Raw genomic sequence first — 20,994 nt, forward strand, 5'->3', positions numbered from 1 at the left:
GGTACGTGTCATGGCCGAAGTCCCGAACAGCATGTCCGGGCCTCTCGCCGGGGCCCGCCCAACGGTCCCGGCGAGCCGCCCGGACATGGGAGGAGTCGATCACCTCCGCGACCGGTCCGGCTACTTCGCCGCCCGCGGCCTTGTCCACCGCATCAGACGCCCTGGTCGCGTCAAGCGGCGGCCAAGTGCTCCTCGGGCTTCTTGACGGCCTGGCCGTCGGGGCGTTCGGCAACCTCCATGGCCAGCCGCAGGGCACGCAACGCGTGATGCACACGCGACTTGACGGTGCCCGCCGGTATACCGAGCAACAGGCCCGTCTCACGCATCGACCTGCCGGAGAAGTACGTCTCGTACAGCGCCTCGCGATGGTTGGGAGACAGCTTTTTGAACGCCTCCCTGAGCAGGAGGGAGGAGAGCAGCCAGTCCACGTCGTCGGAACTGGCCAGCAAGTCGTCCAGCCAGATGTTGCCGTTGACCTCCTGGGGGCGGGTCTTGCGCATCCGGAACTCGTCGACGACGAGGTTGCGCGCGACTCTGAACAACCACGGCCGCAGCTGGCGGCCGTCAGTCAGGTCCTGTGTCCGCCAGCAGCGCAGCAGGGTCTCCTGCACCACGTCCTCGGCCTTGTACCGGTCACCGTTCAACAGCCTTACCACGTAGGCGTAGAGCGCGCCCGCCTGTTCGTCGTGGAGCGTGCGCATCGCGCGTTCGCCGGCGCTCGCCGCGCCCAAGGAGCCCATAACCATGCCGCTCACGTACTTACTCCTCACTGCATGACCTCGGGGGAAGGTCAGGTCTCAAGGCCGCGCCCGGCGGTCTCGATTCGGGGGGAGTGTTACGCGTGGGACTCCACGTCGCGTTGACGTTTGATTGACGCTTAAACCTCTGATTCAGCCAAACTCAGCGGTAACCGGAGGGGCTGATACCGCGCGGGGGCGCACCTCTCCTTGGCCGCTCCCCCGCGTCGACCTGCGCATTCCTCTTCAGGCCAGGCCGGTCTCGGATATGGCGGCCTCGGTGGCGAGAGCGCGTATACGACGATCCACGCCCCTCACCAACTCGGCGTCTCCCGCGGCCGCACGGCCTTCCGCCGCGAGCCGGGACCACGTGGTGAGCAGGGTCCGGCCGTGTTCGACGGCGGACGGCAGGTCGTCGATCAGCCGCCACACGGCGACCGCGCGCAGCAGATCCTCATGGGCGCGCGGGTCGCCCTGCTGATGCCGGGTCGCGGCGAGTTCGAGGCAGGTGAGCGTCGCGGCGGCGTGGTTGCCGCCCTTGTGCACGGCGTACGCCTCCAGGGCCCGCGCCTCCAGCGTGTACGGGTGTTCGGCGCCGAAGGTGCGTGCGGTGTGCTCGCGCAGCCGGAAGGCGAGCGCCGCCGCCCGCTCCCGCGCTCCGGTGTCGATGGCCTGGCCGATACGCGCGACGAGTTCGGCGAGTTCGTCCGGGACGAGCACCGGTGTACCCGCGTCGGTCGATGGTGTGCCTTCGCCGGGCGGTGCGTCGGGCGAGGGGCGGGGGACCAACGACAGCCCGACGGAAGGCGGTTCGGCCGGTCGCCGGTCGCCCGGCCCGGAATCCGCCGACTCCGGACCCGCCGCCGACGGGTCCGTCTCGGTCAACTCCCGGTATCCCTCATGTCGCACGATGCGGCTCGACCCGTCGGCGGTGACCTCGACGCGGGTGGCGTACCCCGCCTGCCGGTCGACGATCGTCGCCTCGACGGGTCCGCCCCCGGCCCGCGCCCGGCGCTGCATCGTGTCGAGCACGGCCACGTTGACCGGTTCGCCGTCCGGCATGGGGAAGGGCATACCGTCGACCGTCACACGGCCGTCGGGGTCGATAAACACCTCCACGGAGACGACCGCCCCCCGCTCCGCGTCTTCCTGTCCGTCACGGCCCTGCCCACTGTGTTGTCTGAGCACCCGATGACTCCTTCGCTGTTCTGGTCACTGCCCACCGGTGGGCGACGGGTTGATGCTGTCGAACGGCAGTGGGCTGATGCTGGGGTACGCGGATCCTTCGGGAACCTTGACGGCACCCGAGTACACGGCGAACGAACTCCTGACGCCGTAGATGTAGCTCTGCGCGCCGGAGTGGTCCGGTACGCCCTTCGCCTGTATGACCGCGTCCAGGCCCACGTGGTACGCCGCCAGGGTCAGGTCGAGGAGATCTCCCTTGACTTCGTTGTTGGCGACGAGTTCGTCGATGTCCTCGGCCAGTGAGCACAGGTATCTGCCCTGCGCCATGATCGAGTCCGCCGCGTCCAGGGCCGAGGTCTTGTCGTTGTCGTCCTCGTCCTCGCCGAACTCCTCGAACTTGTCCGGGGGCAACTGGGAGATGCCCTCGGCCCCGTCGGGCCCGACGAGTTTCTCGTTGAACATGGACTCGTACTGGATCTGCGAGGCGATGACGATCGGGCCGATCTGTGTGCATTCGGCCCCGGCGTTCTTGATGTGCTCACGGAACTCCGCGGGCACGCTCGGTTCGTACAACTCGCCCCGCCCGTCGCCGCCGAACGCCTCGGCGACCTGGTCGCTGTCCCCTGTCGCACTGCCGTCGCCTCCCCCACAGCCAAAGATGTCGCAAATGATGACCAGAGGGAGGAAAAAGACATAGATCACGAATATGACGATCGCCCCGATCAGGATGATCAGGATGATCAGCGGGAAAAGCGCGCATCCAGTGAGAGCCGTACCCGCGCCGGCGGCCAGGAGCACGGCGTTCGTACCTTTGGTGGCTTGCCCGCTGGTATCCGCACCCACGTCCAGTCGCTCCTCTCGTGATCGGGCCCACGTCCCGGTTTCGCACAGCGCTGAACCAGGTCGTGGGTTTTCCCGTAGTGGCTGCCCGACGGATCACCGCGGGCCCGCACCGGCGCAACGGACGAAGCGGCCGATCAGTTCAATGCGCGATCCGCCGTCGTAGTTCGGAACCGAGAGGAGGGCGAACGCTCATGGATCTTCCACCGTCGGCATTCGCCGGCCCACAGATGTGGGTTCGTGGGCCGGCAACCCAGCAGGACGCCCCGGCGACAGCCGTGTCACCACGCTCAGCGGCGAGGACCACGCGCCTCGACGCACCCGCGCCCGCCTCACCCGCGCCCTCACCGCACCGGGGGCAGCCGGTCGCCTGGGTCAACGCGCACGGCGGTGGCGGGGCGAGCACGCTCGCGCGGGTGCTGGGCGGGGCGGACCTGCGCCTTCGGTGGCCCGAACCGGACCGGGGCGAACCAGGCGGAGTGCTGTTGGTGGCCCGTACCCATGCCGGGGGCATGCGGGCGGCGTCCCAGGCACTGAACGCACTGCGCACGGGGGAACACCCCGCCGGAGTGCACCTCATCGCCCTCGTGCTCGTCGCCGACGCGCCGGGGCGCCTGCCGCGCCAACTCGGCCGACGCGTACGCGTACTGCGTTCGGCGGCCGAGGTCCACCGCGTTCCGTGGGTCCCGGCGTGGCGCCTCGGCGAGGAGGTGGATCCGCTGCCGAAAGAGGTACGCGCGCTGGCGGAGCTCGCCTCCGGTCCGACCGGACGTACGGCGGGACACCGATGAACCTCGCCGATGACCCCCGCACCGTGTACGAGCCCGGGGAAGCCGAGTACGGGCCCAGCGGAAACTTCGATCCGGCCCCCGAGGCGGGTCTGCTGCTGGGCAATCTCGCCTGGCTCGTGACGGCCGCCGCCGTGGCGGGCGTGATCATCATCGGCGTGCAGATGGCCATGCGTCTGCGGGCCGGAGAGATGGGCGAAGGGGCGACCTACTTCCGAGGGATCGTCTTCGTCCTGGGTTCCTGCGTCCTCGTCTCCACCGCGGGGCCGCTGGTCAACTTCGTGATCTGGCCGTATCTCCTGCGCTGACGGCACGGGACGGCTGACCGCACGTGAATATTCGACTTGTGATGAACCGGAGACATTGATGAAGGACACCTTGCGCGCTCTCTCCGCCAGTACCTGGGACTATCTGGCCACCAACGAGGTCCCCAACCCCGAGCGAAAGGCGCCTCAAGAACTGGCCGATGCCGTCGACACCGTTCTGGGGATCGCTGGTTGGGCGGGCACCGCCGCCGGTGTGGCGGGGATCATCATCACCGGAGTCATGATGGCCGCGTCCGTGAAGCGCGGAGAGGGTTCCGAGCACATGAGCCGCCTGGGCATGGTGCTGGGAGGCTGCGTCCTCGTCTCCACCGCGGGCCCCGTCGTCTCCTTCTTCTTCACCGCGTAATCCCGCGGGAGAGAGCATCGACATGTTCCGCTCGCTACGGAAACGGAAGCCCGTCGACGGGCCTTTCTACAAGCAACGAGGCTGGATCACCGCGGCCGGGTTCCTCGGTTTTCTCGTGGTCATGTCGTTGGTGGCGCTCTCGACCGGCACCACCAACGGCATCCCCGCCAAGGAAACGGAGATCGTGGCCGACAGCCGGGAGTTGCTGTCCGGGCTGAGCGGCCCGCTGTCCCCCGGCGATCCGCAACAGGTCAGGGGCGGTCCACAGGACCGTCCGGAGAACTGCCGTACCGACGACCAGGACACCTCGCGGCCGACCACCACACCGAGGGATCTGCGCTGGCGAAAGCTCGTCACCGTCATGGTTCCCACGTCGGCGTCGGCCGGTCCGCTGCACACCGACAGCTCCGTGTGGTGGTGTTTCGCCCACACGCCCACGGGCGCGGTACTGGCGGCGCACGTCATCCCCGTCCAGTTGAGCGGCACCGCGTGGCGCGCCGCCGCGGAGCAGCAGATCGTGCCCGGGAGGCCGCGCGACATATTCGTCACCGCCAAGGCCGAGGCCGGGACGACGGATCCAGAGGCGGACCTCAGTGGGCGGTTCGTGGGCTTCTCGGTGGCGTCCTACTCGGGCGAATCCGCCACCGTACGACTGCTCCTCACCAATCCCGTAGGCGGCTACCTGAGCACATCGGTGTCCCTGCGCTGGCGGGACGGCGACTGGAAGGCGGCCCCTCTGGACGACGGGTCGCTCTACACACGAGTACGGCAGGCGAAGCCCAGCGGCTTCTCCGCGTGGGGAGAATGACATGTACTTGGCCGCGGACTGCGACGACGGCATCGACATCGGCAAATTGATCTTCGGCGACCCGATCGGCGAGATGATGAGGACGGTGGCCAGGATCGCGATACGCGGCGCCTTCAGCATCTTCGACGCCGTGGGAAGCATCGGTTCGTACGACGAGGAATCGTCGGGTGTGATCAACCGTCAGACACAGTGGATCGTCATGTATCTGGCAGTCGGCTCGATCCTCTTCGCCGCGGTCAAAATGGCCCTGGACAGGAGGGCCGACAGCGGCCAGACCGCGCTGAAGGGCGTCCTGCGGATCACTTTGGTCAACACGCTCGCGAGCAGCCTGCTCATCACGTTCACCGCCCTCATGGACAGATACTCCGCCCATCTGTTCACGGGCGCCCTTCAGAACCTGATGGAGGGCATCGGCTGTAGTGACGCCATCCCCGCCATGTTGCTGCTGATCATCGGCTGCCTCCTCATCGTCGCCGGCATCATCCACGCGCTTCTGATGTGGATCCGGCTCGGCGTCATGATCATCCTGATGGGCACGCTCCCCCTGGCCGCCGCCGCCTCCATGACCGAGTGGGGCGGCACCTGGTGGAGGAAGCACATGGGGTGGCTGATCGCGTGGCTGCTGTACAAGCCCATGGTCAGCCTCGTGTTCTTCTCAGGGTCCGTCATGGTGAACTCACAAGCGACCTCGGTCCCCGGCAAAGGGGCTTCCGAAGTCAATGTCCAAGTCGCGGGAATGGGAGTGCTTCTGCTTTCGGCCATCGCTCTGCCCGCGCTGATGAGAGTGATCGTTCCGGCGATGGAGTCGCTCGGTGGCGACGGGGCCGACAAGGCGGCCAGCAGCATCGTCGGCGGCATCGCCACCGGCGCGAAGGCGATCGGCGGAGGGGCGGCCTCTCTCGCCGGCGGTGCCGCCGGAGCGCTCAGGCCCACGGGAGCGAGCGGTGGCGGCTCGTTGGGCGGCGGGGGCAGAGGGAGAGGCAGCTCATCGTCGGGCGGAGGCGGCGGAAGCGAATCCTCGGGCGACGGAGGCACGGACAGCTCACCGTCGGGGAGCGAAGGAAGCGAGGGAAGCGAACGAAGTTCGTCGTCGGGCAGTAGCAGCCCCGCGGGCGACGGGCGCGAAGACAGCTCGCCGTCGGGCGCGGGAGGAAGCGGCGGCGGCGAATCCCCGGGCGGCGGGGGCGGAGGCAGGGACAGCACATCATCGGACAGCTCAAGCGCACCCCCGCAACGCCAACCCGGTCAACTGCCGCCCGCCGACCAACCTATGGATCGTCCCGCACCTACGGGCAATCCTCCCCGCGAGTGAGCACGTCGTTCCAGGACGGTCCCACGATCCACTCACCGTAAGCGAAGCAGGTATTCCCCATGTCCACCGAAGCTCCCGTCGTCCATCCCACGTACGGGAACTGGCGCAGGCCCAGGCGGCCCGGCCTGGGGCCGCTCGGCCTCGTCGGCACCATCGGAGTGTTCGGCGGGATCATCCTCGACCTCATCGCGTCGCTGGTCTCGTTGCAAGTCACCCTGGTCCTGGTCATCTTGCAGGTCCTGCTGCTGCTGCCGCTGGCCGCGCGCACGCAGGACGGGCGCAACGTCTATCAGCTCTTCGCTCTGCGCATCAGCTGGTTCCGTCGCAAGGCCAAGGGATCGACCACCTATGTCTCCGGTCCGCTGTCCCCGCGGCCGGGGGGCCGGTTCCGTCCGCCGGGACTGCTGAGCCGGGTCACGCTCAAGGAGGGCAGGGACGCCTATGACCAGCCGTTCGGTGTACTCCACCACCGCAGCCGGAACCTCTACACCATCGTGCTTGAGTGTGAACCCGACGGCGGTTCCCTGGTCGACGCCGACCAGGTGGACACCTGGGTGGCGTCATGGGGCCACTGGCTGGCCCGGCTGTCCGCCGAGCCGGGCCTGCGCGGGGCCGCGGTGGTGGTCGAGACCGCCCCGGACACCGGAAACCGACTGGCCAACGAGCTCCTGCCGCGCATTCGTCCCGACGCCCCGGAGGCGGCGCGTGCGGTGATGGAGGAAGTGGTGCGGCGGTATCCGACCGCGTCCTCGGAGATGCACACCTACATCGCGTTGACCTACGGGAATCCCAACGGCCAGAAGCGCAAGGGCGACGACATCATCACCGATCTCGCCATCCGCATTCCCGGCCTGCTGTCGGGACTGATGGCCGCGGGCGGCGGCCCCGCGGCCCCGCTGTCGGCCGAGCGCGTCGCGGAAGTCGTACGGGTGGCCTACGACCCGGCCGTGGCCGGCGACGTCCTCGACGCCCGCGCGCAGTACGGCGGAACCGGTCTGGACTGGGACGACGCCGGTCCAACGGCGACCGTGGAAACGGCCAACTCCTATCAGCACGACTCAGGAGTGTCCCGGACCTGGCTGCTCACCCTCGCACCCCGTGGCACGGTACGTGCCCAAATACTGCGGGGACTGCTGGAGGCCACTCCGGGCACCCGCCGCAAGCGCGTGGCCCTCCTCTACCGCCCCATCGACCCGGCGACCTCGGCCCGGATCGTCGAGGCCGACCGGCGGGCGGCGCAGTTCATGGCGACCTCCAGGCGCGGCATGGTGCAGGCCCGTGCCGCCAACGAGGTACGGGCAACCGAGCAGACGGCGGTGGAGGAGGCCGGCGGTGCCGGCCTGGTGGAGTTCTCACTGATGGTCACGGTCACGGTCGACGGCGTCGAGGACCTCGACGACGCGAACACCTCGGTACGCAACCAGCTGGCCGGAGCGCGGCTGATGATGCGGCCGGCCGACCGGATGCAGGCGGCGGCGTTCAGCTGCACGCTGCCGGTCGGAATCCTGCCGTGGGAGTACACCCTGGTCCCGCGCGAGTTGAAGGAGGCCTTGTGAGCATGAGGAACACGTCCCGGACCAAGAGCAAGAAGTCTCCCCCCCGCCCCAGGGTCCCGCTGGTACCACCGCGCGGCTGGCCCGGCCCGGGCGGCGGCCAGGTGGCCAACGTGGACCCGCCGACCATGTGGCGGGCGACGACCGTGCAGGCCTGCGGTCTGTGGCCGTTCGCGGCGGGCTCCGGCGCGCCGATGAGCGGCGTGCCGCTCGGCCAGCACCTGTTCACCGGGGCCACCGTCTGCGGCGACCCGCTGTCCTGGTTCACCCGCGCCCAGTACATCTCCAACCCCTCACTGTTCATGCTCGGAATGCCCGGCCTGGGCAAGTCCACCCTGATCAACCGGATGCTCATCGGGCTGGCCGCCACCGGTGTGGTGCCGCTGGTGCTGGGCGACCTCAAGCCCGACTACGCCGACACCGTGCGCGCCCTGGGCGGACAGGTCATCTCCATCGGGCGCGGAGTGGGCGGCATCAACGTCCTCGACCCTGGGGCCATGGGCGCCGCCGCCCGGCGCATCGGCGGCGAGGCCGGCCGGGTGCTGATGGCCGAGACCCACGGCCGGGTGCTCAACATGGTCGCCGCGCTCGTCACCATCGTGCGCGATCGTCCCGTCGACGACCACGAGCAGTCGGTGCTCTCCGCGGCGCTGCACCATCTGCGCGAGCGCACACCGTCCGGCCGCCAGCCGCTGCTGCCCGATCTGCTCCAGATCATCACCGAGGGGCCGGACCGGGTACGGGCGGTGACCCTGGACCGCGGCGACGAGACCCGCTACCGCGCCGCCGTCGACCCCCTGCACCGCTCGCTGCTGGGCATCCTCGACGGACCGCTCGGCGACACGTTCGCCTCCGAGACGTCCACCCGCATCGACCTGGACTCACCGGCCGTGTGCGTGGACATCTCCCGGATCGGCGAGGCGGACACTCAGCTCACCGCGGCGGCGATGCTGGCCGCCTGGTCCGACGGGCTGGGCACCGTGGCCGCCTCGCACGCTCTGGCGGACGCCGGACTGCGGCCCCGGCGCTGGTTCTTCACGGTGCTCGACGAGTTGTGGCGACCGCTGCGCGCGGCCTCGGGCATCGTGGACCGTATCGACGCACTGACCCGGCTCAACCGAAGCCTCGGCCTGGGTGACGCCAAGATCACCCACACGCTCAAGGACGCCGAGGCGCTGGGCACCGACTCCGACCGGGTCAAGGCACGTGGTTTCGTCGAACGCGCCGGCATGGTGGTGTGCGCGGGGCTGCCGCGCCAGGAGATGGAGGAGCTGGGCCAGATCGTCGGCCTGTCCCAGCGGGAGATCGATCTGGTCTCCTCGTGGTCCTCGCCACCGGGCTGGGCGGCGCACGGGGACCGCGAGGAGCCACCCGGCCGCGGCCGTTTCCTGATCAAGGTCGGTGGCCGGCCCGGCATCCCGATCCAGGTCGCCATCACCGACACCGAACGGCGCCTGCACGACACCAACAAACGCTGGGCGTCGAACGATCCCGTCATCGAGCAGGCGGCCGCGCATGTTCCCGACCTCTCCACGTTGTCGGAGACAGAAGGGAATGGGACCACATGAGCGGGACCGCGGCCAAGGGCAGAAGCTACGGCAGCGAGCTGGCGCCCTGGGCGATCGTCCTGGTGGCGGCCGTGAGCCTGGTGGTGTTCGCGGGCGTGTGGCTCGGCGGCACGCTGGGTGCCGCGCTGACCGGCGCCGGCTGGCATCCTCCGCCGTTCGCCCTGGCGACGTTCGGCACCCTGTTCACCGACGGGCCCGCGGGACTCTGGCCGGACGCCTCCCCGGCCGGTGTGGTCGCCGGTATCGTCCTGGTCTTCGGCTCGGCCGTCGCCGCCGGTGTGCTGGTCGTGCGGCGGGTGTTGCGGCGCGCCGCCCGGCCCAAGGGGCTGGCAGGCGGCCGGGAACTGGCCGCCCTTGCCCCGGCCGGCATCGCGGAACGCGCCCGCGACCTGCGCCCTTCGCTCAAGGGCCGCCAGCACCTGCACCCCGACGAGACGGGCAACCTCCTCGGCGACCTCGATCCCAGCGGCCCCGAACTACGCTCGTCCTACGAGGACGTGGAGCTGGACCTGATGGCCCCACGTGCCGGCAAGTCCACCGGCATCGCCGTCCCACGGGTGCTGCGCGCCCAGGGCGCGGTGCTGCTGACCTCCAACAAGTCCGACGTCTACGCCGTCACCCGCGCCGCACGCGAAAAGGCGGGCCGGGTCTGGACGTTCGACCCGCAGGGCATCGCCCACACCCCGCGCGAGATGTGGTGGGACATCCTCGCCGACTGCCACACCATCGAGGGCGCCCGCCGACTGGCCGGGCACTTCGTCGCCTCCGTCAACGACGACCAGTCGAAGAAGGACTTCTGGATCTCCGCGGCCCAGAACACCCTCACCTCCCTGTTCCTCGCCGCCGCGCGCGGCAAGGCATCCGTCCTCGACCTGCTGGCATGGCTCGCGGACCCCGCCGACCGGACGCCGATCGACCTGCTGCGCGATGTCGACATGATCGCCATGGCCGAGCAGTTGCAGGGCACGGTCCGGGGCGCGGTGGAGACCCGCGACGGCATCTACGAGACCGCCCGGCAGTGCGTGGCCTGCCTGCTCGACCCGGAGATCGTGGCCTGGGTGACGCCCGATCCCACACTGCCGCAGTTCAACCCGCACGAGCACGTGCTGGCCACCGACACCCTCTATCTGCTGTCGAAGGACGGCGGCGGCTCGGCGGCGGGGGTGATCGCGGGGCTCGCCGACGCGACGATGCGCGCGGGCGTGGTGGCCGCCGAGCGCATGGGCGGTCGGCTCGACCCTCCGATGACCGCCGTCCTCGATGAGGCGGCCAACGTCTGCCGTATCTCCGATCTCCCCGACCTTTACAGCCACTTCGGCTCACGCGGCATCAACGTCGTGACCCTGCTTCAGAGTTACCGGCAGGGAAGCCGCGTGTGGGGCGAGGCGGGCATGGACGCCCTGTGGAGCGCGGCCACCATCAAGCTGCTCGGCGCCGGGCTGGACGACGCCGACTTCGTCGAGAAGATCTCCAAGCTCGTCGGCAACCAGGACGTGCGCACCGCGTCCTACTCCAAGAGCAAGGACGGCGGCTCCCGCTCGTACTCCTACCGACTGGACCCGGTGCTGCCGGCGGACAGCATACGAGCGCTGCCCAAGGGCACCGCCCTGCTGCTGGCCACCGGTGTACGGCCGGCCCTGATCCGGCTGCGCCCCTGGTACAAGGAGCCCAACGCCGGTGTCATCTCGGCGGCGGCCAAGGCCGAGACGGCCGCCATCACCGAGCGGGCGGCCCGCTCCTGGTCCGGCGGTGCCGACGCTCCCGCCGCCACCATGAACAGATGGGAGAGGGACGCGGTGTCCCTGGACAAGCCGTAGTCCGAGCAGATCTCATGGCCTGCGAGCCAGCGTCGCCGCGCGCAGCAACCATTCGGCCGGTCCGTACCGGACATGGCGCAACAGCCGCCCGCCGTACGCGAGTTGCGCCGCGTACAGGGCGAAGCATCCCGCCAGCAGCACCGCGGTGCCGTGGCGGCCGTACCAGGCCAGTCCGTAACCGGTGAAGACCAGCGCCATCACCACGGACTGGGTGAGGTAGTGGGTCAGGGCCAGCCGGCCGGCCCCGGCCAGGGCGGCGGCGGCCCGGCCGCCGGGCCGGGAGCGCAGCAGAAGCAGCAGTCCGCAGACGTACGCGGCAGTCATCGCCGGGGCGGTGAGCACGCCGACGGCCGAGCCGACGTCGTACCACCGGGCGTCCAGCGGCCCGTTGCGGCACAGGGCCATGAAGACGCTCCCCGCCAGGCCGACGGGCAGGGCGCGTACGACGATCCGCACCATCCGGGCACGGTGCCGGCCGGTGTCGGCGAGCAGCTCGCGCTTGCCGGCGGCGAGTCCCACCAGAAAGGCCGCCAGCATGTCGGCGCCGTACAGGATGTTCCAGCCCAGGGAGTCGCGCAACGCGCCCAGATTGGCCCGGACGACGGAGCCGAAGTCTCCCTTGTGGGCAGCCGCCATCTCCTGGATCGCGGCCATGAGGTCCCGCGGGTTCATCGGCTCCGTGTAGGCGACCGTCGACAGGCCCCAGACCAGCAGGCATACCGCGACACCGATGACCAGACAGGCCGCCGCCCGTACGGCGGTCCGGGGTTCGATGTCCCTGACCGCGAAGAGGACGAGGCTCAGTACCGCGTAGACCAGCAGGACATCGCCGGGGAAGAGGAAGACTCCGTGCCCGAGCCCCAGGAGGAACAGGCAGCTCAACCGGCGCAGATGCCGAGGGGCGAACGGCGCCCCCGCGCGCTCGGCCGAGGCCCGCTGCAACGTGAAGCTGTACCCGAACAGGAAGGAGAAGAGCAGGTAGAACTTGGCACTGACCAGGGCGGTGACAAGCCACTCGGCCACCTCGTCCACCCACCACACGGACAACTCACCCCCCGGACCCGTATGAGGTCCGGCCATGGCCTGGACATTGACCAGGAGGATGCCCAACAGGGCGAATCCGCGCAGCAGATCGATCTCTCGTATCCGTTCGCTCCGTCCGCTCCGTTCGCTCCGTCCGCTCCTCGGTAGCGCCTCGGTGGCGCGAGAGACCTGGGTACGGCGCGAGGAACGCAAGAAGGGCCTCCGGGACCGATGCGGGGCGATACGAACGTCGAGGCCGCGCCGGCCATCACCACACCTGCTTCGTCGCCGCCCGGGGACCACCACGGGGAACCCGCGCGAACGGTTCACTCGGCCACGGCCCGCCCCACCGCCACCGTGCCGGAGTGAACCGATTCTCGGGATCCGACGTTGAGAAGGTACGTATACGCCCGTCCAACCCGGCCTGCGGAGCGTATTAATCATCGCGCCCGATTCGAAACAAGGTGATCTGTGATGCCAACCGCCAGTGATGACATACCGGATGCCGAGAATCCAGGGAAGAAGGAGAATCCCCTGGAAGAAGCAGTGATAAAAGCCACCATGGCATTCGGCATGGCTTCGATGTCAGCTGGGCTCGGGGCGGAAAATTCACACGCGAAGAGCGCCGCCTTCGGTCTGCTCGCCGTCCACAGCATGGAAAAATCACTGAAGGAGTATAAAGAAGGAAATTACCATGAGGCTACGGTGCATGCGCTGACTGCCATAGGCACTGGTCTGCGGTCGGGTGGGATGGCGGCCGACAGCCAGATCCTCAATGCCGCGGGTCCCGCCCTCAACTCCATCACACACCTCACTTCCGCGGGAATCATATTCCTGCAAGGAAAAGAGGGCTGGCGTGCGAAGGTGGTCGAGGCGGCCGAGATGGCGTCGTTCTCGTTTGGTGGCGGCTACACGAGTCACCCTGTGGCGATGTCCTTGGGATGGGGGTTGGGAGCCGCTGGGTTTCTTATCGAGAGCAAGGGTGACAAGGGATTCCTGGGGCATGCGGTGGGCGCGGGCTCCGTGGCTACGGGGTGGGCCATGAAAATGAATTCCGTGAAAAGCCTCGGGGCCGCGGTGATTTCGACTTCAGAACTCTTGAGACTTTGGCACCAGTTCCAACCGAAAGTTCCGCAGACGCCGCTCCCGGAAGCGGCCCCCCATCAGCCCCACATCGAACAATTCCTCCCTTCCGACAACTCCGCGCACACGGCCGGATCCCCGTATCCGCAGGGGGATCCGGTCGAAGGAAACCCGGTCGCGCGGGCAGCGAATCGGTTTACGGCGCCCACGTCCCCTTCCGGTACGGACGTTGGCGGTGTGACGTCCGCGCCCTCTCAGCACGGGAGACCGGCTCCCGTCCGCCGACACAGTGTGTGACACGCGCAAGGTCCTCATCACCCCGAGGCAGACTCAAGGAGCGACATCCGGAAATGCCCATCATCTTTCGCCACAGGCGCACCGGACTCGGCCACCCCGTCCGCGTCGGCCTCGTGGCCGCAGCCGTGCTGGCCGCCACGGGCGGCGCCGTCTTGGCGGCCGGTTCCCCGACGATGCGGCTCGCGGCCGATGCCACGGACACCTCGATCACCGGTTTCACCGGGAAATGCGTCGATGTGGCGGACGCGAACACCGCCAACGGTACGGCTGTTCAGCTCTACGACTGCAACGGCACCGGGGCCCAGCGCTGGTCCAGCCCCGGGGACGGCACCCTGCGGGCGTTCGGCAAGTGTCTGGACATACAGGGGGCCGGCACCGCGGACGGGACATCCGTGTGGCTGTGGGACTGCCACGGCGAAGCGAACCAGCAGTGGGTGGTCACCGAAGCCCACGACATCGTCAACCCCGCCACGGACAGGTGCCTGGACGTACGCGGCTACGACAACACCAACAGAACACCCCTCCAGATCTGGCCCTGCACGGGCGCCGCGAACCAGAAGTGGTTCGACTCCAAGGCGGCGAACCCACCGGCGAACGATGACGGCGGCGTCGTCGACGGTGTCGGCGGCGGCGACGGCGGTGACGCCCCCGTGGGTTTCATCGTCAGTGAAGGTCAGTTCAACGCGATGTTCCCGGCCCGGAACCCTTTCTACACCTACCAAGGACTGACCGCGGCGCTGGGCGCCTACCCCGGCTTCACGGCCTCCGGCGACGACACCACCAAGAAGCGGGAAGCCGCCGCCTTCCTGGCGAACGTCGGCCACGAGACCGGCGGCCTCGCCCATGTCACCGAGCAGAACACGGCCAACCACTCCCACTACTGCGACCCCGGCCGGCCCTACGGCTGCCCGGCCGGCCAGAGCGCCTACTACGGCCGCGGACCCACCCAGCTCAGCTGGAACTTCAACTACAAGGCCGCGGGCGACGCCCTCGGGATCGACCTGCTGAACAACCCCGGACTCGTGGAGAGTGACTCCTCCGTCGCCTGGAAGACCGCCCTGTGGTACTGGAACACCCAAAGCGGCCCCGGCACCATGACACCGCACGACGCCATGACCAACAACTCCGGCTTCGGGCAGACGATCCGCTCCATCAACGGCGCCCTGGAATGCGACGGCAAGAACCCCGCACAGGTACAGGACCGCGTGGCCAACTACCAGCGATTTGTCCAGATCCTCGGAACGACACCAGGAGACAACGTGTACTGCTGAGCAAGCCGGCACAGCGGGCGGCGGCGAGCGTCCGCAGGGTGAACCGATAGCCGCGGGCATCCGTCATGTGAGCGCAGTCGATTCCCCAGTCGAAGGGCATGCTCCATGCGCGTGAGATCATTTCGAAAATTCCGACCACTTCTGTTCGCTCTCCTGCTGGTCGTCGCCGTGTCGGCCGTGACCTCGGCGGCTTACCAGGGCTCGCCGGGCGACCGGCAGGACCGGGTGTCCGAAGCGGCGGCCAACGCCGAACGCACCGTCACTCTGCGGAACGAGACAGACAGTCGTATCTGGGTCGGCGCCGCGGTCAACGCCGACGGCTCGCCCACGCCGACGGGACTTCCGACACTGGATCCCGGCCAGTCCGCGACCATCACCATGCCCGAGCACTCGGGCCCCGGGCACTGGCGCGGCAAGTTCTTCGCTCGCCAGGGCTGCACCGGAGAGTCGGGCAGCACCTTCCACTGCGCGGTGGCCGACTGCGGACCCTTCGCCGACCGCTGTTCGACCGGTGAACAGCCCGCCAGTCTGGCCGAGTTCAACTTCGACTCGGCCGACCCGCTGGCACCTTGGTACAACGTCAGCTACGTCAACGCCGTCTCGGTGCCGATCACCATCACCCCCGACGGAGTGCCGCCGCCCGAGAACGGCGGACCGTGCGCCTCGGTGGGCTGCCCCACCGATCTGCTCTCCGTCTGCCCGCCCGAGAACCTGACCAAGGACGCGGCAACGGGCAGGCCACTGGTATGCGTCAACCCGAACCGCGACGCGAAGACCGCCTACAGCGACGCGATCGCCGCGAAGGTGCCCTCCGCCTACTCATGGTCCAAGCACGACACCGAACCGGGCAACCAGGTCGTACGCCAGTGCGGCGAATGCAGCGGACTGACCGTCACCTTCCACGGCACGGGTGCCCCCGACCGGCCCACCCACCTCAAGCCCAAGCCCAGGCCCGTACCCAAGTCCAAGCCCCAGGCCAACAGTGCGGACGCGGCCGGCAAGGGTGTGGCGCTCAACCCCGGTGACGGGGTCGCCCAGGCACTGGCCGACTCCGGCGCGACTTGGTACCACAACTGGACCTCCTCCACCGGCGACGTCGCCAGGCCTGAGGGCGTCGAGTACGTCCCGTCGATCTGGGGACCCGGCTCGGTCAACGAGACAGAGCTGGGCAACGCCGCCCGGGAGGGGAAGAACCTCCTCGGCTTCAACGAACCCGACCGGGCCGACCAGGCCAACCTGACGCCCGAGCAAGCGCTCGACCTCTGGCCCCAGTTGGAGAAGACCGGCCTGAACCTGGGTGCCCCGGCGGTCTCCACCGACGCCGACAAGCCCGGCGGCTGGCTGGACCGCTTCATGAAGGGAGCCGAGGAGCGAGGCCTGCGCGTCGACTTCATCCCGGTGCACTGGTACGGCTCCGACTTCAGCTCCCGGGCCACCTACCAACTGGCCGCCTATCTGGAGCGCGTGCACAAGCGCTACAACAAGCCGGTCTGGCTGACGGAGTACGCCCTCATCGACTTCACCCAAGGTGCCCCCCGCTACCCCAGCGAGCAGGAACAGACCGCCTTCATCAAGATATCGACGGACGCGCTCCAACGGCTGGACTACGTCGATCGCTTCGCCTGGTTCGCCCTCACCACCCAGACGAGCCCGACCGGCCTCTACAACGGCCCCGCGTCGAACGCGAGCGGCAACACCTTCCGCGACGCGGACTGATCCACACCGGCCCGCGGGTGCGTCGATCAGGAACGTCGCCGGCGCATGCGGGCCTTGAGCACGGCGAAGACCTCCGATGCGGTGGACTGTCCCGGACGACACCGCATCGGAGGTCTTCGTGCCTCCGCGCCGTTGGTTGTTGAGCCTGTCTCCTCTCCTCCTACTTGCCCGGCTCCGCCGCGCAGGCGAGGTCCCGCGACGGGCGCTGCCCGGTGGCCAGGAACGCCGTCACCGCTTCATTCGCGCATGTGTTGCCGCCGAACGGATAGACGCCGTGTCCGCCCTGGTCGGCCGTCACCATCGTGGCCCGTTCCCCGAAGGCCCGCCGCAGCTTCTGGGCGCCCGCCAGCGGCGTCCCCGGGTCCCGCTCGTTCTGCACCATGAGCACGTTCGACGGGCCCCGGTCACCGATGCGCACCGGCGGCTCGACTCGCTTGTCCGGCCAGAACGCGCACGGTCCGATGCTGGCCGCGGACCCTCCCAGCATGGGGTACTTCAGCCGGTCGACCGCGACATTGCGCTGATACTCGCGGACCGTCTCCGGCCAGCGCGTGTCGCCGCATATCACCGCGAAGCGGCTGGCCATGGAGTTCTCAATGTTCGCCGGCGGCGGGTTGGGCGGCAGCGGCCGGTCCGTGTCGAGCGCCTGCCAGGTCTTGGCCAGCTGGGGCATGAGCGCATCGCTGTAGAGGTTGTCGAACGTGATCCCGCGGAACAGCGTCCCGTCGATGCCCTGGACCGGTGCCGCCTCCAGCCGTTTCGCGAGTTCGAAGAACTTCGCGGTCACCTGCTGCGGTGTGGTGCCCAGACCGTACTCGGGGTGCGCGGCCGCGAACGCCGCGAAGTCCGGGAACCGGTCCTCCATTCCCCGGGCGAACAACCGCATGGCCGTGACGTCATAGCCGCCGGGGCCCAGGTTGCTGTCGAGCACGATCCGGTCGCTGCGCTTGGGGAACTTCGTCGCGTAGACCGCACCGAGGTACGTCCCGTAGGAGGAACCGAGGTACGAGAGCTTCGGCTCGCCCAGCGCCGCCCGGATCCGGTCCATGTCGCGTGCGGTGTTCGCGGTGGTGGTGTGCGGCAGCATCCACGCTGTTGGCGAGGTGGCGCACTGCTTGGCGATGGTCCGCGCGTACCCCGCCTCCCGCGCGACATCGGCCGCGGTGTGCGCGTACGAAGGGAAGTTGCGGCGTGCCTGCTGCTCCGGCGTCAGATCGCAGGTCACCGGCGTGCTGCGGCCGACTCCGCGCGGGTCGAAGCCGATCACGTCGTAGGAGTCCAGCACCTCCTGCGGCATCCCGAAGGCGGCGAGAAGGGCCGGGTACAAGAGCCCCCCGGCGCCGGGGCCGCCCGGATTGGTCAGCAGCACGCCGCGGCGCTTCGCCGGTTTCTCGCTCGCCAGCCGGGAGATCGCGATCTCGATCTGCCGGCCGTCCGGATGCCGGTAGTCGAGCGGGACTTCGAGCGTCGAGCACTCAAGACGGGGTGCGGCGACATCCTCCGGGCACGGGCCCCACCGGACGGTGTCCGGCGTCGCCGCACGCACGGTATCCGGCGTCGCCGCCGCCGACGCTCCGGGTATCGCGGTCGCCGCCACCGCCGTGGCGGCGAGGGCGAGAGACAGGGTTCTGCGCATCTGCTGTCCTCCTGAAGGGAACACGGCGGGCAAAACGCCCGCCACCAACTACGTGCCGCGGTTGTCAGGCCGGTTCTCAGCCGCGGAATGCCCCGGGATCACTGGCGCGCTCGGCGTCCCGTGCCCGGCGGGTGTGTGCCCAGCCACCGGACACCATCGCGACGAGCGCGATGACTCCGAGGAGGATCAGCCGGCCGACAGGGCCGCCGGGGACCCAGTTGAAGACGCCCCACAGCAGTTCCGAGTCCTGGTCGAGCAGACCGCGGATCACCGTTTGGGCGGCCAGGGCGGTGATGACCATCCCCACCGCCTCAAGGGCCCCGAGGCCGCCCCGGCGCATCGCGTTTCTCCGGCCCGTATCCGGCTTTCTCGGCACGTGAGAGAGTCTGTCCGTGCGAAGCGGGCGGCACATCAGACCGGCGGCCCGAAACGGCCTCGACCTTGAGCGAGGCGGTGATTCGACTTCGGTCCCATACGTATCCGCCCGTGGTCTGATTCACGGCCGCACAGTTCAGCGACAATGACCAGGTGAACATGGACGACACGCCACGGCTCAAATGCTGGCAGCAGATCTGGCGGCTGACGGCGGCAGCGGCGGCGGGCGTCTTCGCCTGGGCCAGTGCCGGTGTGCTGCTGAAGGGGACGGAGGGCGAGACGGGTTCCTGGTTCCTCACCGGGGACCCGCTGGTGGCTCTCGGCTGCCTGACGGCGCTTGTGTGGCGGCGGCGGTTCCCGCTCACCGTCGCCATGACGGTCGCGATCGCCTCGACCGCGTCGGTCATGGCGACCGGCGCCGCGCTGGTGGCGCTGTGCTCGATCTCCACCCGTCGCCGTCCGCTGGAGATCGGGGTCGTCGCGCTGGCCTATGTGACCGGGTCACAGTTCACCGGCGGGCTCTACCCGACCCAGACCTCGCCCGACTCGTTGTGGTGGGGGCTCGCGGCGTCGGCACTGACCGCGGGCACCGCGGCGGCCGTGGGCCTGGCCATCGGCGCGCGGCGCGTCGAGGTGCGGTCCTTGCGAGACCGGGCGGAGATCGCGGAACGGGAACAGACCGCACGCGCGGCGCAGGCACGGGCCCTGGAACGCAACCGGATCGCCCGCGAGATGCACGACGTACTGGCGCACCGGATCTCCCTGGTCGCCATGCAGGCAGGAGTGCTGGACCACCGCGACGATCTCAGAGCCGAGGAGAGCCGCGTACTGGTCCGCGGCATCGCCGAGGGTTCCCGCCAGGCCCTGGAAGAACTGAGGGATGTCCTCGGTGTGCTCAGGGCCGACCCGGGCCGGCCGGAATCACCGCAGCCCTCTCTTGAGAGAATCCCCGCCCTGGTGGCCGACGCCCGTACCTCCGGACTGGACGTCACTCTCACCACCACGGTGACAGGAACACCCTCCGACGTCGTCGGCCGAACCTGCTACCGGGTCGTCCAGGAAGGACTGACCAACGCCGCCAAACATGCTCCAGGCGCACGCATCCGGATAACCCTCGAAGGAGCGGCGGGCGACGCACTCAGCGTCAGCGTCCACAATTCCTCAGCGGGCGCGCACACCACACGACCGCCGGCATCCGGATTCGGCCTGCTCGGCCTCACCGAACGAGTCGACCTCGCCGGCGGACACCTCAGCCATCACCCCACACCCGACAACGGATACATCCTCGCCGCACAGCTGCCCTGGCCGTACCCCACGCACGAAAAGAGCGCATGAGTGGATCGAGAGCGAGAGTCGGTGCGCGTCGTCATCGTCGACGACGAAGAGCTGATGCGCATGGCGCTGCGACTCGTCATCGACGGCGAACCCGACCTGACCGTCGTCGCCGAGGCGTCCGACGGACACGCCGCGATCGCGGTTGTGGACGAGCAGCGGCCGGACGTCGTGCTGATGGACATCCGGATGCCCGGCCGCGACGGACTCAGCGCGACCCGGGAACTTCTCACCCGACCATCGCCACCCCGGGTGCTCATGCTCACCACATTCGACACCGACGACCTGCTGCTCGGCGCACTGCGCGCCGGAGCACTCGGGTTCGTCCTCAAGGACACCCAGCCCTCGCACATCCTCGAAGCGGTGCGGACCGTCGCGAACGGCCACCCCGTGCTGTCCCCGGCGGCCACCGCACGAGTGATCGCCGCGGCCACCGCTCCGCAGTCCCCTCACACCCGCGACTCATCCCGCGAAGCCGCCCGGAAGCGGCTCTCCGTACTGACCGCACGAGAACTCGAAACCGCCCGGGCCATCGCGGACGGGCTGGACAACCCGGAGATCGCCCACAGGCTGCGCATCAGCGTCGCGACCGTCAAAGCACACACCAGCAAGCTGTTCGCCAAGCTGGCACTCCAGAACCGCGTACAGATCGCACTCCTGGTCCGCGACGCGGACGAATGACACCGCGATCACCTGCGGGACACCGGCTCATCGACTCGGCGGTCGCCTCGCGGGCTGTCCCGGGCGCGCTTGCGGTGAAAGGTGGCTCGGGCCCTCGTACGGAAGTGGTTGGCTCACGGGGTGCTCCTGCCCCGCGGGCTCACGTGAGTACGCCGGGGCGGGATCCTGTGGAAACGTGTTCCGAACGGCCGTGGCGAGGTTGTGCCCTTGCTCAGCGGACTCAGGTGAGTAGGCCGGGGCGGGGGCGGGCACCGCGCGCACTGATTCCTCCATCGTCGCCACCCACTGATCCGCGGCCCG

At 69.1% G+C, this 20,994-nt stretch carries 19 protein-coding genes; 13 read left to right on the forward strand and 6 right to left on the reverse strand.

Features of this window, described 5'->3' with window-relative positions; all coding sequences use genetic code 11:
• Positions 1-170 precede the first annotated feature (170 nt).
• The 3 genes from ABTZ59_RS12385 to ABTZ59_RS12395 form a co-directional block, all read right to left on the reverse strand.
• On the reverse strand, positions 171-746 hold the full coding sequence (locus tag ABTZ59_RS12385) for a sigma-70 family RNA polymerase sigma factor (protein WP_351395055.1): 576 nt from the start codon (positions 744-746) through the stop codon (positions 171-173).
• A 237-nt stretch (positions 747-983) separates the two neighbouring features.
• Positions 984-1,925: a hypothetical protein gene (locus ABTZ59_RS12390; RefSeq protein WP_351394881.1), complete on the reverse strand. Its 942-nt coding sequence runs from the start codon at positions 1,923-1,925 to the stop codon at positions 984-986.
• A 24-nt stretch (positions 1,926-1,949) separates the two neighbouring features.
• Positions 1,950-2,765 carry a transglycosylase SLT domain-containing protein gene (locus ABTZ59_RS12395; RefSeq protein ID WP_351394884.1) on the reverse strand — a complete coding sequence of 272 codons (816 nt, stop codon included), beginning with the start codon at positions 2,763-2,765 and terminating at the stop codon, positions 1,950-1,952.
• 275 nt (positions 2,766-3,040) lie between these two features.
• On the opposite strand from ABTZ59_RS12395, the gene ABTZ59_RS12400 reads away from it, so the two are divergent.
• From ABTZ59_RS12400 to ABTZ59_RS12435, 8 genes are read left to right on the forward strand one after another with little or no spacing between them, the layout of a single operon-like run.
• On the forward strand, positions 3,041-3,553 hold the full coding sequence (locus ABTZ59_RS12400) for a DUF6668 family protein (RefSeq protein WP_351394886.1): 513 nt from the start codon (positions 3,041-3,043) through the stop codon (positions 3,551-3,553).
• On the forward strand, positions 3,550-3,858 hold the full coding sequence (locus tag ABTZ59_RS12405; protein WP_351394889.1) for a hypothetical protein: 309 nt from the start codon (positions 3,550-3,552) through the stop codon (positions 3,856-3,858). Before ABTZ59_RS12400 ends, ABTZ59_RS12405 begins: the two co-directional genes overlap by 4 nt.
• Positions 3,859-3,916: 58 nt before the next feature.
• Entirely contained in the window at positions 3,917-4,222 is a 306-nt protein-coding gene (locus ABTZ59_RS12410) for a hypothetical protein (RefSeq protein ID WP_351394892.1), read from the forward strand.
• Positions 4,223-4,244: 22 nt separating this feature from the next.
• Positions 4,245-5,030, forward strand: coding sequence for a DUF8175 domain-containg protein (locus tag ABTZ59_RS12415; RefSeq protein WP_351394895.1), 786 nt, complete (start codon positions 4,245-4,247; stop codon positions 5,028-5,030).
• Position 5,031: 1 nt separating this feature from the next.
• Positions 5,032-6,342, forward strand: coding sequence for a hypothetical protein (locus ABTZ59_RS12420; protein WP_351394898.1), 1,311 nt, complete (start codon positions 5,032-5,034; stop codon positions 6,340-6,342).
• A 59-nt stretch (positions 6,343-6,401) separates the two neighbouring features.
• Entirely contained in the window at positions 6,402-7,898 is a 1,497-nt protein-coding gene (locus ABTZ59_RS12425) for an SCO6880 family protein (RefSeq protein ID WP_351394900.1), read from the forward strand.
• A 2-nt stretch (positions 7,899-7,900) separates the two neighbouring features.
• The gene (locus ABTZ59_RS12430; RefSeq protein ID WP_351394902.1) at positions 7,901-9,463 is read left to right on the forward strand and encodes a putative type IV secretion/conjugal transfer ATPase; all 1,563 of its coding nucleotides are present in this window, start codon (positions 7,901-7,903) and stop codon (positions 9,461-9,463) included.
• The gene (locus ABTZ59_RS12435) at positions 9,460-11,280 is read left to right on the forward strand and encodes a type IV secretory system conjugative DNA transfer family protein (protein WP_351394905.1); all 1,821 of its coding nucleotides are present in this window, start codon (positions 9,460-9,462) and stop codon (positions 11,278-11,280) included. The genes ABTZ59_RS12430 and ABTZ59_RS12435 overlap by 4 nt, the downstream gene beginning before the upstream one ends.
• 12 nt (positions 11,281-11,292) lie before the next feature.
• Here ABTZ59_RS12435 and ABTZ59_RS12440 read toward each other — a convergent pair whose 3' ends face one another.
• On the reverse strand, positions 11,293-12,516 hold the full coding sequence (locus ABTZ59_RS12440) for a DUF418 domain-containing protein (RefSeq protein WP_351394908.1): 1,224 nt from the start codon (positions 12,514-12,516) through the stop codon (positions 11,293-11,295).
• Positions 12,517-12,777: 261 nt separating this feature from the next.
• On the opposite strand from ABTZ59_RS12440, the gene ABTZ59_RS12445 reads away from it, so the two are divergent.
• From ABTZ59_RS12445 to ABTZ59_RS12455, 3 genes are all read left to right on the forward strand, one after another.
• On the forward strand, positions 12,778-13,683 hold the full coding sequence (locus ABTZ59_RS12445) for a hypothetical protein (protein ID WP_351394911.1): 906 nt from the start codon (positions 12,778-12,780) through the stop codon (positions 13,681-13,683).
• Between the two features lie 53 nt (positions 13,684-13,736).
• Positions 13,737-14,954 carry a glycoside hydrolase family 19 protein gene (locus ABTZ59_RS12450; protein ID WP_351394914.1) on the forward strand — a complete coding sequence of 406 codons (1,218 nt, stop codon included), beginning with the start codon at positions 13,737-13,739 and terminating at the stop codon, positions 14,952-14,954.
• A 111-nt stretch (positions 14,955-15,065) separates the two neighbouring features.
• Complete coding sequence (locus ABTZ59_RS12455) at positions 15,066-16,670, forward strand: glycosyl hydrolase (RefSeq protein WP_351394917.1); 1,605 nt, start codon at positions 15,066-15,068, stop codon at positions 16,668-16,670.
• A 160-nt stretch (positions 16,671-16,830) separates the two neighbouring features.
• Here ABTZ59_RS12455 and ABTZ59_RS12460 read toward each other — a convergent pair whose 3' ends face one another.
• Together ABTZ59_RS12460 and ABTZ59_RS12465 are read right to left on the reverse strand one after the other, a co-directional pair.
• Positions 16,831-18,306 carry an alpha/beta hydrolase gene (locus ABTZ59_RS12460; RefSeq protein ID WP_351394920.1) on the reverse strand — a complete coding sequence of 492 codons (1,476 nt, stop codon included), beginning with the start codon at positions 18,304-18,306 and terminating at the stop codon, positions 16,831-16,833.
• Between the two features lie 76 nt (positions 18,307-18,382).
• The gene (locus ABTZ59_RS12465) at positions 18,383-18,682 is read right to left on the reverse strand and encodes a hypothetical protein (protein WP_351394923.1); all 300 of its coding nucleotides are present in this window, start codon (positions 18,680-18,682) and stop codon (positions 18,383-18,385) included.
• A gap of 158 nt (positions 18,683-18,840) precedes the next feature.
• Here ABTZ59_RS12465 and ABTZ59_RS12470 point away from each other — a divergent pair, with 158 nt between their 5' ends.
• Entirely contained in the window at positions 18,841-20,016 is a 1,176-nt protein-coding gene (locus tag ABTZ59_RS12470) for a sensor histidine kinase (protein WP_351395058.1), read from the forward strand.
• Positions 20,017-20,694, forward strand: coding sequence for a response regulator transcription factor (locus tag ABTZ59_RS12475; protein WP_351394926.1), 678 nt, complete (start codon positions 20,017-20,019; stop codon positions 20,692-20,694). It begins immediately after the preceding gene.
• Positions 20,695-20,994: the final 300 nt, after the last annotated feature.

Source organism: Streptomyces sp. NPDC094034, from assembly GCF_040303865.1.
Lineage (GTDB): Bacteria > Actinomycetota > Actinomycetes > Streptomycetales > Streptomycetaceae > Streptomyces.

What these genes read in the sequence shown, in the direction of transcription:
- ABTZ59_RS12385 (WP_351395055.1), bottom strand. Translation starts at nt 746, where the DNA reads ATGGTTATGGGCTCCTTGGGCGCGGCGAGCGCCGGCGAACGCGCGATG.
- ABTZ59_RS12405 (WP_351394889.1), top strand. Translation starts at nt 3,550, where the DNA reads ATGAACCTCGCCGATGACCCCCGCACCGTGTACGAGCCCGGGGAAGCC.
- ABTZ59_RS12410 (WP_351394892.1), top strand. Translation starts at nt 3,917, where the DNA reads ATGAAGGACACCTTGCGCGCTCTCTCCGCCAGTACCTGGGACTATCTG.
- ABTZ59_RS12415 (WP_351394895.1), top strand. Translation starts at nt 4,245, where the DNA reads ATGTTCCGCTCGCTACGGAAACGGAAGCCCGTCGACGGGCCTTTCTAC.
- ABTZ59_RS12420 (WP_351394898.1), top strand. Translation starts at nt 5,032, where the DNA reads ATGTACTTGGCCGCGGACTGCGACGACGGCATCGACATCGGCAAATTG.
- ABTZ59_RS12425 (WP_351394900.1), top strand. Translation starts at nt 6,402, where the DNA reads ATGTCCACCGAAGCTCCCGTCGTCCATCCCACGTACGGGAACTGGCGC.
- ABTZ59_RS12430 (WP_351394902.1), top strand. Translation starts at nt 7,901, where the DNA reads ATGAGGAACACGTCCCGGACCAAGAGCAAGAAGTCTCCCCCCCGCCCC.
- ABTZ59_RS12435 (WP_351394905.1), top strand. Translation starts at nt 9,460, where the DNA reads ATGAGCGGGACCGCGGCCAAGGGCAGAAGCTACGGCAGCGAGCTGGCG.
- ABTZ59_RS12445 (WP_351394911.1), top strand. Translation starts at nt 12,778, where the DNA reads ATGCCAACCGCCAGTGATGACATACCGGATGCCGAGAATCCAGGGAAG.
- ABTZ59_RS12450 (WP_351394914.1), top strand. Translation starts at nt 13,737, where the DNA reads ATGCCCATCATCTTTCGCCACAGGCGCACCGGACTCGGCCACCCCGTC.
- ABTZ59_RS12460 (WP_351394920.1), bottom strand. Translation starts at nt 18,306, where the DNA reads ATGCGCAGAACCCTGTCTCTCGCCCTCGCCGCCACGGCGGTGGCGGCG.
- ABTZ59_RS12470 (WP_351395058.1), top strand. Translation starts at nt 18,841, where the DNA reads ATGGACGACACGCCACGGCTCAAATGCTGGCAGCAGATCTGGCGGCTG.